15 protein-coding genes are annotated in these 16,670 nt (G+C 67.5%); 7 read left to right on the top strand and 8 right to left on the bottom strand.

Annotated elements, in window-relative coordinates; genetic code table 11:
- Positions 1–55 precede the first annotated feature (55 nt).
- Positions 56–1,330, bottom strand: coding sequence for an HNH endonuclease signature motif containing protein (locus QRN19_RS12945; protein WP_285027356.1), 1,275 nt, complete (start codon positions 1,328–1,330; stop codon positions 56–58).
- Between the two features lie 244 nt (positions 1,331–1,574).
- Here QRN19_RS12945 and hrpA point away from each other — a divergent pair, with 244 nt between their 5' ends.
- The gene (gene hrpA, locus QRN19_RS12940) at positions 1,575–5,450 is read left to right on the top strand and encodes an ATP-dependent RNA helicase HrpA (RefSeq protein WP_285027355.1); all 3,876 of its coding nucleotides are present in this window, start codon (positions 1,575–1,577) and stop codon (positions 5,448–5,450) included.
- 156 nt (positions 5,451–5,606) lie between these two features.
- Here the strand turns inward: hrpA and QRN19_RS12935 are convergent, their stop codons facing one another.
- Entirely contained in the window at positions 5,607–6,458 is an 852-nt protein-coding gene (locus QRN19_RS12935; protein ID WP_285027353.1) for a sulfurtransferase, read from the bottom strand.
- A 200-nt stretch (positions 6,459–6,658) separates the two neighbouring features.
- On the opposite strand from QRN19_RS12935, the gene QRN19_RS12930 reads away from it, so the two are divergent.
- The 3 genes from QRN19_RS12930 to QRN19_RS12920 all read left to right on the top strand — a co-directional run bounded on the left by QRN19_RS12930 (position 6,659) and on the right by QRN19_RS12920 (position 8,123).
- Entirely contained in the window at positions 6,659–7,291 is a 633-nt protein-coding gene (locus QRN19_RS12930; protein ID WP_285027772.1) for a flavin reductase family protein, read from the top strand.
- Between the two features lie 95 nt (positions 7,292–7,386).
- Positions 7,387–7,767, top strand: coding sequence for a DoxX family protein (locus QRN19_RS12925; protein ID WP_285027352.1), 381 nt, complete (start codon positions 7,387–7,389; stop codon positions 7,765–7,767).
- A 128-nt stretch (positions 7,768–7,895) separates the two neighbouring features.
- The gene (locus QRN19_RS12920) at positions 7,896–8,123 is read left to right on the top strand and encodes a hypothetical protein (protein ID WP_285027351.1); all 228 of its coding nucleotides are present in this window, start codon (positions 7,896–7,898) and stop codon (positions 8,121–8,123) included.
- A 5-nt stretch (positions 8,124–8,128) separates the two neighbouring features.
- Here QRN19_RS12920 and QRN19_RS12915 read toward each other — a convergent pair whose 3' ends face one another.
- The 5 genes from QRN19_RS12915 to nrdH all read right to left on the bottom strand — a co-directional run bounded on the left by QRN19_RS12915 (position 8,129) and on the right by nrdH (position 12,721).
- Positions 8,129–8,638 carry a hypothetical protein gene (locus tag QRN19_RS12915; RefSeq protein ID WP_285027349.1) on the bottom strand — a complete coding sequence of 170 codons (510 nt, stop codon included), beginning with the start codon at positions 8,636–8,638 and terminating at the stop codon, positions 8,129–8,131.
- 127 nt (positions 8,639–8,765) lie between these two features.
- Positions 8,766–9,740 carry a class 1b ribonucleoside-diphosphate reductase subunit beta gene (gene nrdF / locus QRN19_RS12910; RefSeq protein WP_056007612.1) on the bottom strand — a complete coding sequence of 325 codons (975 nt, stop codon included), beginning with the start codon at positions 9,738–9,740 and terminating at the stop codon, positions 8,766–8,768.
- Between the two features lie 120 nt (positions 9,741–9,860).
- Positions 9,861–11,966: a class 1b ribonucleoside-diphosphate reductase subunit alpha gene (gene nrdE, locus QRN19_RS12905; RefSeq protein WP_285027771.1), complete on the bottom strand. Its 2,106-nt coding sequence runs from the start codon at positions 11,964–11,966 to the stop codon at positions 9,861–9,863.
- Positions 11,967–11,989: 23 nt separating this feature from the next.
- Complete coding sequence (nrdI, locus tag QRN19_RS12900; protein WP_064296523.1) at positions 11,990–12,403, bottom strand: class Ib ribonucleoside-diphosphate reductase assembly flavoprotein NrdI; 414 nt, start codon at positions 12,401–12,403, stop codon at positions 11,990–11,992.
- Between the two features lie 84 nt (positions 12,404–12,487).
- Entirely contained in the window at positions 12,488–12,721 is a 234-nt protein-coding gene (nrdH, locus tag QRN19_RS12895; protein ID WP_056007615.1) for a glutaredoxin-like protein NrdH, read from the bottom strand.
- Between the two features lie 353 nt (positions 12,722–13,074).
- On the opposite strand from nrdH, the gene QRN19_RS12890 reads away from it, so the two are divergent.
- Positions 13,075–14,283 (top strand): MFS transporter, encoded by a 1,209-nt coding sequence (locus QRN19_RS12890; RefSeq protein ID WP_285027347.1) that lies wholly within the window; start codon positions 13,075–13,077, stop codon positions 14,281–14,283.
- A gap of 11 nt (positions 14,284–14,294) precedes the next feature.
- Here QRN19_RS12890 and QRN19_RS12885 read toward each other — a convergent pair whose 3' ends face one another.
- Complete coding sequence (locus QRN19_RS12885) at positions 14,295–14,861, bottom strand: NADPH-dependent FMN reductase (protein WP_285027346.1); 567 nt, start codon at positions 14,859–14,861, stop codon at positions 14,295–14,297.
- 48 nt (positions 14,862–14,909) lie between these two features.
- On the opposite strand from QRN19_RS12885, the gene QRN19_RS12880 reads away from it, so the two are divergent.
- Positions 14,910–15,761 carry an aldo/keto reductase gene (locus QRN19_RS12880; protein ID WP_285027345.1) on the top strand — a complete coding sequence of 284 codons (852 nt, stop codon included), beginning with the start codon at positions 14,910–14,912 and terminating at the stop codon, positions 15,759–15,761.
- 22 nt (positions 15,762–15,783) lie between these two features.
- Positions 15,784–16,632: an alpha/beta fold hydrolase gene (locus QRN19_RS12875; RefSeq protein ID WP_285027344.1), complete on the top strand. Its 849-nt coding sequence runs from the start codon at positions 15,784–15,786 to the stop codon at positions 16,630–16,632.
- Positions 16,633–16,670: the final 38 nt, after the last annotated feature.

Here is a 16,670-nt window from a genome sequence, read left to right as displayed (position 1 = left end):
TCTCCCGGTCACTGAACTTGTCGAAGTGCCCACGAGAACACCTCATCGTTCCTCGTCAGAACGGTGCGGGATCCGGTTCCGTTCGATGGTGTTTCCCGTCAGGTGTCGTCCACTCGAGTACCCCGCCGGGCCCGTGGTCGAGGTTCCACCCGGGCAAGTGCTTCATCCGGTGATGATGTCGGCACAGGCAGGCGAGATTCCCGACATCCGTTGTCCCGCCGTCCTCCCACGCGACCGAGTGGTCGAGGTCGCAGGCTCTGGCTCGTCTGCCGCAGCCGGGTGCCCGACAGGTGCCGTCCCGGAGGCGGACGGCCCGCTGCAGGTCGGCCGGAACGCGGTACTGGTTCCGCCCGACGGAGAGGACCGCGCCGGTTTCCGGTTGGACGAGGATGCGGGTGAAGCTGGGTGCGTTCACCGCGATGCGGGCGGCGGTCTCCGGGTCGATCGGTCCGTAGCCGTCGAGCGTGGCTGGGGCGTCGCTGGCGCCGGCCATGCTCAGGGCGGGGACGGTGATCTGGACGGTGGGCTTGATGTGTTCCTGGACCTCGATGGGGTGCGGGAGGACTGGGCTGGACATGACGTCGTCAGGGGTCACGCCGGTGAGCGCGAGCGCCGCGAGGGCATCTGCCTGCAACTGGGCGCAGGTGCGGGTGTCGCCCGATTTGCGTGACTCGGCCGCGGCCGTTTCGACGCGCTCGATGATGCCTTGCGCGATGGGTGCGGTGGTGAAGAGATGTACCCAGGCCATGCCGTCGGCGGCCGGCTCGAACTCCACCCGACGGTCTGCCTCGGAGCGGACCGCGCGTGTCGTGATGGACTCGGGGTGGAGGCGCTCGCGCAGGATGCGGGCGCGTCTCCGGAGGTTCGCGTTGGTGGACTCTTCCGCGACCTGTAGGACCTGAGCGAGGAACGCCGCCCGACCTGCGGCCGGCACGTCGCGGAGTTGGTCGGTGATCGTCTGTGCGTGACTGGCCGAGATACGGCCCGCCTCGAGCGAGGCAAGCACGGTCGGTGCGTCGTTCACGAGACGTTCCGCGTTGTTCGTCGCGCATTGAACGGTCCGCTCGGGTATCCGGGCCGCCATGGCGAGGGCCGCGCAGGTGGAGCGGCGCGAGAGTGCCTGGCGCTCGGCCGGCGGGAAGATCGCCGGGACCGTGGCGTCGGCGAAGGCGTCCGCGTAAGCGGCGGAACGGGCCAGTAGCCGGACCTCTTCGGCGTCCAGCGCCGCACGCCGCCGCTGGATGTCCGCGAAGTGGTCCGAGAACTCGGCGAGCTGCGCGGAGTACTCGTCGTTCGCGCGGATCGCGGCGACGGTCGTGGTCTCGGTCATGGAACCAGTCCACCATGGACCACTGACATTCCAGACGCTGAGTCGCGGGGTTGTGGAAGTCTGTCCGTGCGCCCTTCGACAAGCTCAGGGACCGGAAGGAGCGCGGCCAATTCGGGAGGTACTCAGCGTGCCCTTCGACAAGCTCAGGGACCGAAGGAGGTTGCTCAGGGACGGAGGAAGATTCGCGGATCAGGGACCCCGGAGCGGCAGCACACCGCGTCCAGCCCGATACGATGGAGGGCTGATGTCCGACCTCCGAATCTCCTACCCGCCCGAGCTGCCGGTCAGTGCCGCCCGAGCGGACATCGCGCGTGCCATCAGCGAGAACCAGGTCGTCATCGTCGCGGGAGCCACGGGTTCCGGCAAGACCACCCAGCTGCCGAAGATCTGCCTCGAGCTCGGACGCGAGTCCATCGGGCACACGCAACCCCGACGATTGGCCGCGCGCACGATCGCCGAGCGCATCTCGGAGGAGCTCGGCCAGGAGCTCGGTGGCATCGTCGGCTACCAGGTCCGGTTCACCGATCAGGCGTCGAAGGCGACGAAGATCAAGCTGATGACCGACGGCATCCTGCTGAACGAGATCCACCGCGACCGGATGCTGCGCAAGTACGACACGATCATCATCGACGAGGCACACGAGCGCAGCCTCAACATCGACTTCCTGCTCGGGTACCTCAAGCAGCTCCTCCCCCAGCGCCCCGACCTCAAGGTCATCATCACGTCCGCGACGATCGATCCGGAGAGCTTCTCGAAGCACTTCGACGGAGCGCCCATCGTCGAGGTCTCCGGCCGCACCTACCCGGTCGAGATCCGCTACCGGCCGCTCGTGGCCGACGAGCCCACGGACGACGATGAGGACGCTCCCGAGTCCGAGGCCGCCGACCGCGACTACCTCGAAGGCATCAACGCCGCCCTCGACGAGCTGGCGCGCGAGTCGATGGGCGACGTCCTCGTCTTCCTGTCCGGTGAGACGGAGATCCGCGACGCCGCCGACGCCATCCGCGGGCGCAACCTGCCCGGCACCGAGGTGCTGCCGCTCTACGGCCGCCTCTCCTCCGCCGACCAGCACCGCGTGTTCCAGCCGTCGACCGTGGCAGGCCTCCGCCGGCGCATCATCCTCGCGACGAACGTGGCCGAGACGAGCCTCACGGTGCCCGGCATCAAGTACGTCATCGACGCCGGAACCGCCCGCATCTCGCGCTACAGCGTGCGCTCCAAGGTGCAGCGGCTCCCCATCGAGGCGATCTCGCAGGCGTCGGCGAACCAGCGTTCGGGTCGCTCCGGCCGCACGAGCGACGGCATCGCGATCCGGCTCTACTCGGAAGACGACTTCGCGAAGCGCCCGGAGTTCACCGAACCGGAGATCCTCCGCACGAACCTCGCCGCGGTGATCCTCCAGATGATCTCCCTCGGCCTCGGCGACATCGCCGCCTTCCCCTTCCTCCAGCCACCGGACGCCCGCGGCATCAAGGACGGCGTCGACCTCCTCTCCGAACTCGGCGCGATCGAGACCCGCACCTTCGCCGACGGCTCACCTCGCGGCGGCGGTCCGCGCCTCACCCGGGTGGGGCGCGACCTCAGCCGCCTGCCGATCGATCCGCGGTTCGCGCGCATGGTCGTGGAGTCGAAGCGCCACGGCGTCTCCCGTGAGGTGCTCGCGATCGTCGCGGCGCTCACCATCCAGGACCCACGCGAACGACCGCTCGAGCACCGGCAGAAGGCGGACGAACTGCACCGCCGGTTCGTCGACCCCACGAGCGACTTCCTCGCCCTCCTGAACCTCTGGAACTACCTCGAGGAGAAACAGGACGAGCTGTCGTCGAGCGCGTTCCGTCGGCTCTGCAAGAACGAGTTCCTCAACTACCTCCGCGTCCGTGAGTGGCACGACGTCTACCGCCAGCTGCGCCAGCTCGCGAAGCCCCTCGGCCTGACGATCAACGAGCCGGCGGTGAACCCTGACGGCATCCACAAATCGCTCCTCGCGGGGCTCCTCTCCCACATCGGGCTGAAAGACCAGACCGTCGCTCCGGTCGTGAAGGGCCGGAACGCCCCACCGGCGACGAAGACCGCGAAGAAGGGCGACTACATCGGCGCCCGCCAGACGCGCTTCGTGCTCTTCCCGGGGTCAGCGCTCGCGAAGAAGCAGCCGAACGCCGTCATGAGCGCGGAGCTCGTGGAGACGAGTCGGCTGTTCGCCCGCACCAACGCCTCGATCGACCCGGCATGGGCGGAACAGATCGCCGGCGACCTCTGCAAGCGGTCGTACAGCGAACCGCACTGGGAGAAGAACCAGGGCTCCGCCGTCGCCTTCGAGAAGGTGACCCTCTTCGGCGTGCCGATCGTGCCGCGCCGCCGGGTGCAGTTCGGTCGCATCGACCAGGAGCAGGCCCGTGAACTGTTCCTGCGGCACGCGCTCGTCGACGGCGAGTGGACCCACGACATCGGTCGCGACAAGCTGTTCGACTTCCACCGCGCGAACCGACGGCTGCGCAAGGAGCTGAGCGAGCTCGAGGAGCGGACGCGACGCCGCGACATCCTCTTCGACGACGAGGCCGTCTTCGACTTCTACGACGCCCGCGTCCCCGCCGAGATCTCGACGACGCGGGGCTTCGAGTCCTGGTGGCGCAAGACGCGCGTCGACCAGCCCGAGTTGCTCACGATGCGCCAGGAGGACCTCCTCCCCGAGGACGCTCCGGCGGTGGATGAGGACCGCTTCCCCGCCGAGTGGGTGCAGGCCGACCAGCGGTTGAAGCTCAGCTATCGCTTCGAGCCCGGGAGCGACGACGACGGCGTGACGGTCATCGTCCCGCTCGCCCTGCTCGACCGGCTCTCGCCAGCCGGTTTCGACTGGCAGGTCCCCGGTCTCCGTCGGGACCTCATCACGGCGATGATCAAGGCGCTCCCGAAGGCCCTGCGTCGGAACATCGTGCCTGCGGCCGACTGGGCGGCGAAGCTGCTCGCCGAGCTCCCCGCCGATGTCCCGGCCGTCGCCCCCGGCAGTCCCGCCGCCGAGGACTCGTTCGCCACCCGTCTCGCGAACGCGATCAAGCGGCTCTCCTACATGGACATCTCGGCTTCGGACTTCGAGATGGAACGCGTCCCCGAGCACCTGCTCGTGACCTTCCGGGTCATCGACGAGCGCGGCCGGACGCTCGCCAGCGGCAAGGATCTCGTCGAGCTGCAGCAGCGCCTCAAGCAGCGCACCCGGGCGAGCGTCGCGAAGGTCGCGGCCGCCAGAGTGCCCAACGCCATCGAGCGCTCCGGGTTCACCCGGTGGGACTTCGACGACCTCCCCCGCTTCATCGACATCCGCCAGGAGGACGGCGTGATCCGCGGCTACCCCGCGATCGTCGACGACGGCACGAGCGTGTCGATCCGGATCATGAGCACGGAGGCCGACCAGGCCCGCGCCATGCCCGCGGGAGTGCGCCGCCTCCTCCTGCTCGCGATCCCGTCCCCGACGGCGTACGTGCAGCAGCACCTCAAGGCGAACGAGAAACTCGCGCTCGCGACAAGCCCCTACCGGTCGACCCCCGCGTTGTTCGAGGACTGCCTCGCCGCTTGCATCGACGACGTCCTGTTCCGCGTGGTGCCCGACGGACAGGTGTTCTCCCGGCTGCAGTACGAGACGCTTCGCGACCGCGTGTCCGCCTCGGTCATGGACCGCATGTTCCAGACGGTCGCCATCGTCGCCCGCATCCTGCAGGCCGCGCGCGACACGGAGAAGGCCATGAAGGCGGCGACGAGCATGACGCTGCTCGCGGCGCTCACCGACATGCGGGGCCAGCTCGACGGACTGGTCTTCCCGGGCTTCGTCTCCCGGACGGGCTCAGCACGACTCGAGCATCTGCCCCGCTACCTCGCCGGCATCCGTTACCGCGCCGAGCGACTGACGGACAACCCGAACCGCGACCGGGTGTGGATGACGGAGGCGCAGACGGCGTCGGCGCGGTTCGAGGCCGCCGGCGGCACGATCCCACTGCCCGCCGAGGCTCCGGAGCACCTCGTGAAGGCCCGGTGGATGCTCGAGGAGCTCCGGATCAGCCTGTTCGCCCAGCAGCTGGGCACGGCCGAGTCGGTGTCGTTGCAGCGCCTGCAGAAGGTCCTCGCGGGCTAGCCGTGCCCGGTCACTGAGCCTGTCGAAGCGCCCGGTCCCTGAGCCTGTCGAAGGGCCCCGGTCCCTGAGCCTGTCGAAGGGCCCCGCCCTCGGACCCCGGTCCCTGAGCCTGTCGAAGGGCGCATCTCGACAGGCTCGACAACCTGGGTCAGCGATTCAGGCCTCAGGTCCCGTCGCGACCGGACGCTCCGGGTGGTTCGCCCACTCGCTCCACGACCCGGGGTACAGCACCGGCTCGAACCCGGCCAGCGTGAGTGCGACCGCGTTGTGCGCCGCGGTCACCCCGCTGCCGCAGTAGGTCGCGACCGTCGCGTCCTCAGGCACGCCAGCGGCGAGGAACTGCTCGCGGAGGGTCTCGGGTGACAGGAAGCGGCCGTCGGCGCCGACGTTGGCGGTCGTCGGCGTGCTGAGCGCGCCAGGGATGTGGCCGGCCCGAGGGTCGATCGGTTCGACCTCACCCCGGTACCGTTCGCCGGCGCGCGCGTCGAGCAGGACGCGTCCCTCGCCTGCCCACGTCGCGGCCGTGTCGATGTCGATGCTCGGCAGGACACCCGCCGTCAGCGTGACCGTCCCGGGTTCCGGGACGACCTCGCCGCGCTCCACGGGCAGTCCGGCGTCCGACCACGCCCGGAACGCGCCGTCGAGGATGCGGACGTCCGCGATGCCGGCGCCCCGCAGCACCCACCAGGCTCGTGACGCCGACAGGCTCTTGAGGTCGTCGTAGACCACGACGACGTCGCCGTCGTCGACGCCCCACGCTCGCGCGGACGCCTGGAGCGCCTCGCGATCCGGTAGGGGGTGACGACCTCGGACGGCCGGTTCTCCGGTCGGCACGTGGTCGGCCAGCTCGTGGTCGAGATCGACGTACACCGCGCCGGGCAGGTGCCCCTCGAGGTAGGCGGGCCGTCCGTCCGGTGCGTCGAGTCGCCACCGCACGTCGAGGATGCGCACCGGCGTCTCGGAGGCGATCAGGGCGGCGAGGTCGTCCGGGGCGATGAGGATGGGCATGCGTCCAGCGTACGCATGCGCGGTCGACGAGACCCCCGCCCGACCGCTCGGTCACCGTCACACCGGGTAACAGAGTTGCAGCGATCGCCGGATGAGCGAAACGTAGCCTGTGCAGCGTTCGCCGAATCGGGCGTTGCAGTCGTCGTCCACAGCCGTTCGAAGGATCCACCGTGAGCTCAGTCCACCCGGCAGCCGCCTCCGTGACCGCCTTGCCGTCCCCCGTCGACGGTGGCGAGGTCGCCCCCGGTTTCGCCTCCCTGTCCCCCGACGACTTCAAGGCGGCGTTCCGTCAGCACCCGGCCGGTGTCTCGGTCATCACCGCCGACGACGGCTCCGGCCCGGTCGGACTCACCGCCACCTCCGTCTTCTCCGTGAGTGCGGAACCACCGCTCCTCGTCTTCTCGGTGTCGTCGCTGTCCTCCAGCGCACCGACGATCACCGCGTCCGACACCGTCGTCGTCCACCTCTTGGGATCCGAGCAGCTGCACATCGCGAAGCTCTGCGCGACGAGCGGCATCAATCGTTTCGCCGACACCTCCATCTGGGACCGCCTGCCGACGGGCGAGCCGTACTTCACGGGCAACGGCGTCTGGATCCGCGGACGCATCGTGAACCGCATGGAGGCCGGGACCTCAACGGTCATCGCGGTGCACGCGCTGGAGTCGAGCGTCTCACAGCCGCAAGCTCCGACGGAGCCGGTCCGGGCCGAGCCTGCCGCCGAGGCGCCCGCTCCCGCCGCCCCGACGTTCAGCCCCAGCTTCGACGGTGCACCGCTCGTCTACCACAACCGCACCTGGCATCGTCTCGACGCGAACTCGCAGATCGACGACTGAGCGCTCGGCTGCTGGACATCTGTGCACTCCAACCCGCCGTCGGTCCACCGATCTCCGGATAGCGTGGTGACATCACCATCGTCGAGAGGACCCTCATGGCTGGATCGAAAGCCCGCACCGCCGCACGTCTGCTGCTCGGAGGCGCGCTCATGTTCGCCGGCATCAGCCACCTGACCTTCGCTCGGAAGGACTTCCAGGCGCAGGTACCGGAATGGGTCCCGATCGACGAGGACACCACCGTGCTCGCCTCGGGCGTCGTCGAGATCGCGCTGGGTGCGGCACTCGCCTCAGGCGTCAAGCGGACGGCCGTCGGCAACCTCGCTGCGGCGTTCTTCACTGCGATCTTCCCAGGCAACCTCTCCCAGTGGCTCAACCGCCGCGACGCCTTCGGTCTCGACACCGACAGCCGCCGGTTCACCCGCCTCTTCTTCCAGCCCGTGCTCATCGCCTGGGCCCTCTGGTCCACCCGTCGCTGACCACCCGCCGTCGCTGAGTCGCCCGAATCTGCACGTTTCCTCGTCGAAATTGGACATCCTCGGGCGAGTCAGCGGCGCACGGCCGATCGCCAGGTAGGGTCGAGGACACCAGAACCACCGGGAGAACGATGCTGACGACCGAAGCGACCATGGACGAGCTGCTCGTCGCCGAACCCGTCGAGGCTCCGAGCGCTGGACGCAACGGTGTCGTGAGTCTCGTCTCACTCGTCGTCATCCTCACGATCGTGATCACCGCGATCGCGGTGCTCTTCCTCCCGGTCGTCCAGGGCGCGACGGCGTTCTTCTACTTCTTCCTGGTCGGCTTCGGTGGCATCAGCACCGCCTTGGGCGGCTGAGCGGCTCAGTCCTGCAGAGGTGAGATCTCCACGCTTCCTGATGCGAACGGGAACGGGAACATCACGTCGATCTGGCCTCCATTCCAACTGGTCACGTCGAGTTGAGCGAACCAGACCTGCGCGACGAGGATGCTCACGAGCGCAACGCCGCAGACGATCCAGCGGGCACGGGAGATGAATCGCAGGGCCTGGGCCTGAGCTGACGCTCGGCGGAGGATGACACTCAGCACCCCGATGATGGTGCCGCCGATGATGCCGTAGACGATCGGGCTCGGCAGCAGGGAAACGGTCAAGCACGTGGGTGCGGTGTCCGTCGGTCCGCCGTCGGCATCGATGAATCCACCGCTGCCGTCGAACCCGCCGGGACAGATACCCTCCGTCGCGTGCGTCAGCGCGGTGTAGACCAATGACGCCAAGACGGCCCAGATCAGTAGCGCGCGAATCGCTCGGATGACCTCTGCACCAGGCAGCTCCGGTCCGATGGCCTCGCGGTGTTGTTCGAGTGTCGCGCTCACGGTGGTCTCCCCCAAGATCGATCGTGCGTCCCTCCACGCTAACCGCTGAGGTCGCTCAACGCACGAGGGCCGGATGGAATCGATGATTCCATCCGGCCCTCGTGCGTTCAGCGCAGTTGCGCGGTGACTAGAAGTCCCAGTCCTCGTCTTCCGTGACCACGGCCTTGCCGATCACGTAGGAGGAGCCGGAACCCGAGAAGAAGTCGTGGTTCTCGTCGGCGTTCGGGGAGAGCGCCGACAGGATCGCCGGGTTCACGTCCGTGACCGTCTTCGGGAACATGGCCTCGTAGCCGAGGTTCATGAGCGCCTTGTTGGCGTTGTAATGCAGGAACTTCTTGACGTCCTCGGTCAGGCCGACCTCGTCGTAGAGGTCCTGCGTGTACTGCACCTCGTTGTCGTAGAGCTCGTAGAGCAGCGAGAACGTGTAGTCTTTGACGTCGTCGCGCTCAGCCTGCGTCAGCTTCTCGAGGCCCTTCTGGAACTTGTAGCCGATGTAGTACCCGTGCACGGCCTCGTCGCGGATGATCAGGCGGATCATGTCGGCCGTGTTGGTGAGCTTCGCGCGGCTCGACCAGTGCATCGGGAGGTAGAAGCCGGAGTAGAAGAGGAACGACTCGAGGAGGGTCGAGGCGGCCTTCCGCTTCAGCGGGTCGTCACCGTGGTAGCGGTCGAGGACGATGGACGCCTTCTTCTGCAGGTTCGGGTTCTCGACCGACCAGCGGAACGCCTCGTCGATCTCCTTCGTGCTGCTGAGCGTGGAGAAGATCGAGGAGTAGCTCTTCGCGTGCACCGACTCCATGAACGCGATGTTCGTGTAGACGGCCTCCTCATGCGGGGTGATCGCATCGGGGATGAGGGCGACGGCGCCGACGGTGCCCTGGATCGTGTCGAGGAGCGTGAGGCCCGTGAACACGCGCATGGTGAGCTGCTGCTCCTGCGGCGTCAGGGTGTTCCACGACTGGACGTCGTTCGACAGCGGGATCTTCTCGGGCAGCCAGAAGTTGTTGACGAGGCGGTTCCAGACCTCGACGTCCTTCTCGTCCTCGATCTTGTTCCAGTTGATCGCCTGGACGCGGTCGACCAGCTTGAGCTTCTCTGACATGAATTGGTGTCCTCTATCGGGAAGTGGGGTTGGCCCTTCGACAGGCTCAGGGACCGAGGTGATGCGGGTGGCCCGCCGACAGGCTCAGGGACCGTCCGGTCCCTGAGCCTGTCGAAGGGGTTAGAGCATGCAGCTGACGCAGCCGTCGACTTCCGTGCCCTCAAGCGCGAGCTGGCGGAGACGGATGTAGTAGATGGTCTTGATGCCCTTCTTCCATGCGTAAATCTGCGCCTTGTTGATGTCGCGCGTGGTGGCGGTGTCCTTGAAGAACAGCGTCAACGACAGCCCCTGGTCGACGTGCTGCGTCGCCGCGGCGTACGTGTCGATGATCTTCTCGGCACCGATCTCGTAGGCGTCCTCGTAGTACTCCAGGTTGTCGTTCGTCATGAACGGAGCCGGGTAGTACACGCGACCGAGCTTGCCTTCCTTGCGGATCTCGATCTTCGACGCGATCGGGTGGATCGACGACGTGGAGTTGTTGATGTAGGAGATCGAACCGGTCGGCGGGACGGCCTGGAGGTTCTGGTTGTAGATGCCGTACTCCTGGATGGACGCCTTGAGAGCCGTCCAGTCCGCCTGCGTCGGGATCTGCACGCCGGCCTGCTCGAAGAGCTCGCGGCCGCGAGCCGTCTCGGGCTCCCAGACCTGGTCGATGTACTTGTCGAAGAACACACCCGACGCGTACTGCGAGTCGGCGAAACCGTCGAAGGTCTCCCCGCGCTCCTTGGCGATGAGGTTCGAGGCGCGCAGCGCGTGGAACACCACCGTGTAGAAGTAGATGTTCGTGAAGTCGATGCCCTCAGGGCTGCCGTAGTGCACGCGCTCGCGGGCGAGGTAGCCGTGGAGGTTCATCTGGCCGAGGCCGATGGCGTGCGACTTGTCGTTGCCGTCCTCGATCGAACGCACCGAGGAGATGTGGCTCTGGTCGGACACGGAGGTGAGGCCGCGGATGGCGGTCTCGACCGTGCGACCGAAGTCGGGCGAGTCCATCGTGAGCGCGATGTTCAGCGAGCCGAGGTTGCAGGAGATGTCCTTGCCGATCTCCTTGTACGAGAGGTCCTCGTTGTAGGTGGTCGGCGTGTTGACCTGGAGGATCTCCGAGCAGAGGTTCGACATGTTGATGCGGCCCTTGATGGGGTTCGCCTTGTTCACCGTGTCTTCGAACACGATGTACGGGTAGCCGGACTCGAACTGGATCTCCGCGATGGTCTGGAAGAATTCGCGGGCGTTGATCTTCGTCTTCTTGATGCGGGAGTCGTCGACCATCTCGTGGTACTTCTCGCTCACCGAGATGTCGCCGAACGGCACACCGTAGACGCGCTCGACGTCGTACGGGGAGAACAGGTACATGTCCTCGCCCTTCTTCGCGAGGTCGAAGGTGATGTCGGGGACGACGACGCCGAGGGACAGCGTCTTGATCCGGATCTTCTCGTCGGCGTTCTCACGCTTGGTGTCGAGGAAGCGGAGGATGTCGGGGTGGTGCGCGTTGAGGTACACGGCTCCGGCGCCCTGGCGGGCACCGAGCTGGTTCGCGTAGCTGAAGGAGTCCTCGAGGAGCTTCATCACGGGGATGATGCCGCTCGACTGGTTCTCGATCTGCTTGATCGGCGCACCGGACTCGCGGATGTTCGACAGCGAGAGCGCCACACCGCCGCCACGCTTCGAGAGCTGGAGCGCGGAGTTGATGCCACGGGCGATCGACTCCATGTTGTCCTCGATGCGCAGGAGGAAGCAGGAGACGAGCTCGCCGCGCTGGGCCTTGCCCGAGTTGAGGAAGGTGGGCGTCGCCGGCTGGAACCGACCCGCGATGATCTCCTCGACGAGCGCGACCGCGAGCTGCTGGTCGCCGTCGGCGAGGCCGAGGGCGGTCATGACGACGCGGTCCTCGAAGCGCTCGAGGTAGCGCTTGCCGTCGAAGGTCTTCAGCGTGTACGAGGTGTAGTACTTGAACGCGCCGAGGAAGGTCTGGAAGCGGAACTTCTTCGAGTAGGCCAGGTCGTTGAGCTCCTGGATGAAGTCGAACGAGTACTTGTCGAGCACTGCCTGCTCGTAGTACTCCTTCTCGACGAGGTAGTCGAGCCGTTCCTTCAGCGAGTGGAAGAACACGGTGTTCTGGTTGACGTGCTGGAGGAAGTACTCCCGCGCGGCCTCACGGTCCTTGTCGAACTGGATCTCGCCGTTCGGGCCGTAGAGGTTGAGCATCGCGTTGAGCGAGTGGTAGTCCATCTGGCTCGTCGACGGTGCGTCGATCACTGAAACTGGCGCTGCTGCCAAAATGATTCCAATCCATTGTGGACGGTGGTGACATCGTCCTGGGTTCCGAAGAGTTCGAAGCGGTACAGGTGCGGGACCTTGCATTTGCTGGCGATCACGTCGCCGGCGAGCCCGTAGGCCTCGCCGAAGTTCGTGTTGCCGGCGGCGATGACCCCGCGGATCAGGGAGCGGTTGGCCTCCACGTTGAGGAACCGGATCACCTGTTTGGGCACCGCTCCGTCGCCGTTGCCCCCGCCATAGGTGGGGGTCACGAGGACGTAGGGTGCCGTTGCGTGCACGGCTTCGTCTTTCGCATACAGCGGGATCTGCAACGAGGGCAGGTCGAGCTTCTGCATGAAGCGATGCGTGTTGCCGGAAATGCTGGAGAAGTAGATCAGCCGTGGTTGCACGGGAGGCCTCCTCGTCGCCGTCCGGACGGGCGGATGGTGCGGTGCTGCTGGAGCCGGCTCATGATGACGCCTGCGACCGTGGGCTCAAGCCAGACGTGCGGCGAGCTCTTCGATCTTGTCGGGACGGAAGCCCGACCAGTGGTCTTCCTCGGTGATGACGACCGGTGCCTGCAGGTAGCCGAGGGCCTTGACCTGCTCGAGCGCGTTCTCGTCGACCGAGAGGTCGAGGATGTTGTACTCGATGCCCTTGTTGTCGAGTGCGCGGTACGTCGCGGTGCACTGCACGCAACTGGGCTTCGTGTAGACCGTGATTGCCATAGCTCTTCGTGCCTTCCCCTCAAAATCTGGTGATTCCCGCGGCGTCCTGCGCCGGGGTTCCAATACTACATATAGTTGGCGACCTTCAGGCCAACCCCAAGGGCTAGTAGTTACAGCCCTGTAGTTTTCCACCGGGTTCTCCACCGTTTCGGGCGAGTTATCCACCGGTTCTCCACTGGGTACAACGCTCGTGGGCGACACGAAAATCCCGGATTGACGGCCTTTTCTCCCCCGTCTGAGGGATATCTATCCACAGGCGAGATTCTCCTCCGCACCTCCGACATCAGTTGTCGGCTTGGGCGTGTCGCGGGCGTGTCGCGCGTGTCGGAACCGGTCCCTAGACTGGTGTCCTTGTGAGCAGCTACCGTGACCTTCTTCGTACCCCAGGCGTCGCCCGGATCATCGCGGCGCAGCTCACCGCACGCTTCCCGTTCGGGATGCTCTCCCTGGCCTTCCTCCTCCACATCGAGCAGGTCACCGGCTCCTACGGGGCCGCCGGGCTCGTCCTCGCCGCGACGAGCATCGGGCAGGCGATCGCCGGGCCCCTCACGAGTCGATGGATGGGCGTCTGGGGCATCCGCAAGGTACTCCTCCTCACCCTCGCGGTGTGTGCCGTCTCCGTCACGACCATCGCCCTCGTCACCATGACCGTCCCCGCCTACATGGCGGTCGGATTCGTCGCCGGGCTGAGCACCCCGCCCGTCCAGCCCGCGGTCCGCACCATCTACCCGAAGCTCGTCACCTCCCAGCAGCTCACCCCGCTGTTCTCCCTCGACGCCTCGGCCCAGGAGATCATCTGGGTGCTCGGGCCCGTCGTGACCACCTTCGTGTCCACCCAGGTCGGCACCGTCTGGGGCATCGCGCTCGCGGCGGCGATCATGGTCGTCGGCTGCCTGTGGTTCATCTCCTCACCGGAGGTCGGGCGCGTCCGCATCCCGCGGAGCCGTCGCAAACTCGGGCAGGTGCTCAAGCGCCCGCCGGTCCTCCTCGCCACCGTGGTCGGCTTCCTCCTCATCGGCGCCTGTTCGGCCGTCGAGGCGGGCGTCGTCGCGACCTTCGGGCACGACGGCCTCGAGGCGGGCATCGTGCTCGCGATCTTCTCGGTCGGCTCACTGGCCGGCGGCCTCGCCCTCGGACACACCCCGATCGGCCCCTACGCGCTGGCGCGCCGCATCTTCATCGTCTTCGCCGGACTCGCCGTCGCGAGCCTCTTCCTCAACGCCTGGTGGCTCTCGGTCACCCTCTTCATCGCGGGCATCGGCATCGCTCCGGCCCTCGCCGTGCTGTTCGCCATCGTCTCAGCGAGCGTGAAGTTCAGCGACACCGCCGAGGCCTACGGCTGGGTCGGCACCGGTCAGCTCATCGGTGCCGCGATGGGGTCGGCGGCGGCCGGCTTCCTCATCGACGGCTCCGGAGCGGTCGGCGCGTTCTGGGTCGCCGGTGCGTTCGCGCTGTTCGGTTTCGTGATCCCGTGGATCGGTCACCGCTGGCACCCCGACCTCCGCGGCCGCGATGCGAGCCCGATCCCCGACACCGAGCCGATCAACACCCACCCGTCCTGAGCTGTCTCGCCTCAGTCGGCGGCGCGCAGCGGCGCGAGGGCCCCGTCGAGTGCGGCCAGTTCGCCCAGCATCATCGGCAACATGGTCGTCTGGCGGTCGTTTGGCGTGAACACGCCGTCTACGATCTGCCGTGAGACGTAGGGGATCTCCACGTTCGCACCCGTACTGACGAGGCCGAGTGCCTGCAGGACAGGTCGAAGCGCGACGACGCCGCGCGTTCCGCCCGACAGCCCGCCGTAGCTGACGATCCCGACCGGCTTCCGCGCCCACTCGTGCATGAGGTAGTCGAGCGCGTTCTTGAGGGCGGGTGCGTAGCTGTAGTTGTACTCGGGCGTCACGAACACGAAGGCGTCCGTCCGGTCGACCCGCTCGCTCCAGGAGATCGTGTGCGGGTGGACGTAGGCGCGCTTCCGCGGGTGCGCCGGCTCGTCCATGAACGGCAACGCCAGCTCCCGGAGATCGACCGCGTCCACGGTGAACCGTTCGTCCGCCTCGGCCACGCCGGTGACCCAATCGGCGACGGCACCGCCCACCCGTTCGGGACGGACGCTCCCGGTGACGATCATGAGTTGCGGCATGGGCTCCCTTTCGACGGTGACGGTGGCCCTGTCGAGGATACTGGTGCCATGGCAGACACCACCCCGACCGTCCTCCTCAACGACGGGCACACGATCCCCCAGCTCGGCTTCGGCGTGTACAAGGTCCCGGACCTCGACAGCCCCGACATCGTGCGGACGGCGCTCGAGGTCGGGTACCGCCACATCGACACCGCCTCGCTGTACGGCAACGAGCGCGGCACCGGCGTCGCGATCCGCGAGTCGGGCATCCCCCGCGACGAACTCTTCGTCACGACGAAGGTCTGGAACACCGATCAGGGGTACGAGGAGACGCTGCGCGCGTTCGACACGAGCCTGGACCTCCTCGGCCTCGACCACGTCGACCTGTACCTCATCCACTGGCCGGCACCGGGGCAGGACCGGTACCGCCAGACCTGGCGCGCGCTGGAGCGGTTGCGGACCGAAGGACGTACGCGTTCCATCGGCGTCTCCAACTTCCACCGCAGCCACCTCGAGCGGCTCCTGGAGTCGGCGGAGGTCACCCCGGCCGTCAACCAGATCGAACTCCACCCGTTCCTCCCCCAGCGGGAGTTGCGCGCCGTCAACGCGGCACACGGCATCGCGACGGAGGCCTGGTCGCCGCTCGCGCGCGGCCGCTTCTTCACGCCCGCCGCAGACGGGTCCGACGTCACCTCCGATCTCGGAGCCATCGCGCAGAAGCACGGACGCACGGTCGCGCAGGTGGTGCTGCGCTGGCACCTGCAGCTCGGCAACATCGTCATCCCCAAGTCGGCCACGCCGGCGCGGATCGCGGAGAACTTCGCGGTGTTCGACTTCAGCCTCGACGCCGACGACCTGGCCGCCATCTCGGCGCTCGAGAACGGCGAGCGCACCGGCACCGACCCGGACCGGCTCGACTGACGCGAGACCGTAGGCTGAACGCATGACCGAGCCCGTCGTCGACACCGCTTCCAGCCTCGCCGCCCGCACGATCACGCCCGTGGAACTCCCGCGTCACCGCTGGGGTCGTCACGATGCTCCGGCTCGGGCGCTCGTGGTCCACGGACTCGGCAGCAACGGTCCGAGTACCTGGCGCATCTGCGCAGCCCTGGCCGACCGCGGTTGGCTCGTGGAGGCGGTCGACCTCCGCGGCCACGGCGTCGCCCCGCGTGCGCTCGACTACCGGGTCGAGGCCTATGCCGCCGATCTGCTGGCCACCAGGCCGGCACCGGCGCCCGGCGTCGGGCACGCCGCGTGGGACCTCGTCGTCGGACACTCGCTCGGAGGCGCCGCCACGGCGGTCGCCGCCGCAGCCGATCCGCGATGGGCGGCGGCGGTCGTGCTGCTCGACCCCGCCATCGCGCTCGACGACCACGACGCCGAGATCATCCGGGCCAGCCAGGAGGCCGCCTTCGCCGACAACACGATCGCATCCGTCCGCGCGAAGAACCCCGAGTGGCACCCGCTGGACGTGGAGATCAAGGTCCAGGCCGTGTCCGAGGCGAGCCGATGGGCGATCGAGCAGACGAGCGAGCAGAACCATCCGTGGGACGTCCGCCCCGCGGCGGCCGCTCTGCGCAACCCGACCTTCGTGATCGCCTCCGACCCGGAGGTGTACAGCCTCTTCCGCGGCGCGCTCGCCGCCGAGGTCCTCGCCAATCGCCAGGTCAGCCTGACGATCGTCCAAGGGGCCGGTCACAACGTGCACCGGGACCGCCCGGCGGAGACCACGAAGGCCATCGGCGATTGGGCCGAGCTGCAACTCGAGCAGCGGTCGCGTCGCGAGACCTGATCGTGACCCGCTTCCCAGGGTCCCTGCACCTCCGCGGT

Origin of the sequence: Plantibacter sp. ME-Dv--P-122b, assembly GCF_030209375.1 — a bacterium.
GTDB lineage: Bacteria > Actinomycetota > Actinomycetes > Actinomycetales > Microbacteriaceae > Plantibacter.
The sequence above is the reverse complement of the archived record's forward strand: the minus strand, read 5'-3'. Positions and strand labels throughout refer to the sequence as shown.

Excerpts from the sequence above, each read along its gene's own strand:
- QRN19_RS12945 (WP_285027356.1), bottom strand. The coding sequence starts at position 1,330 with ATGACCGAGACCACGACCGTCGCCGCGATCCGCGCGAACGACGAGTAC.
- hrpA (WP_285027355.1), top strand. The coding sequence starts at position 1,575 with ATGTCCGACCTCCGAATCTCCTACCCGCCCGAGCTGCCGGTCAGTGCC.
- QRN19_RS12935 (WP_285027353.1), bottom strand. The coding sequence starts at position 6,458 with ATGCCCATCCTCATCGCCCCGGACGACCTCGCCGCCCTGATCGCCTCC.
- QRN19_RS12925 (WP_285027352.1), top strand. The coding sequence starts at position 7,387 with ATGGCTGGATCGAAAGCCCGCACCGCCGCACGTCTGCTGCTCGGAGGC.
- QRN19_RS12920 (WP_285027351.1), top strand. The coding sequence starts at position 7,896 with ATGCTGACGACCGAAGCGACCATGGACGAGCTGCTCGTCGCCGAACCC.
- nrdF (WP_056007612.1), bottom strand. The coding sequence starts at position 9,740 with ATGTCAGAGAAGCTCAAGCTGGTCGACCGCGTCCAGGCGATCAACTGG.
- nrdE (WP_285027771.1), bottom strand. The coding sequence starts at position 11,966 with ATGGACTACCACTCGCTCAACGCGATGCTCAACCTCTACGGCCCGAAC.
- nrdH (WP_056007615.1), bottom strand. The coding sequence starts at position 12,721 with ATGGCAATCACGGTCTACACGAAGCCCAGTTGCGTGCAGTGCACCGCG.
- QRN19_RS12885 (WP_285027346.1), bottom strand. The coding sequence starts at position 14,861 with ATGCCGCAACTCATGATCGTCACCGGGAGCGTCCGTCCCGAACGGGTG.
- QRN19_RS12880 (WP_285027345.1), top strand. The coding sequence starts at position 14,910 with ATGGCAGACACCACCCCGACCGTCCTCCTCAACGACGGGCACACGATC.
- QRN19_RS12875 (WP_285027344.1), top strand. The coding sequence starts at position 15,784 with ATGACCGAGCCCGTCGTCGACACCGCTTCCAGCCTCGCCGCCCGCACG.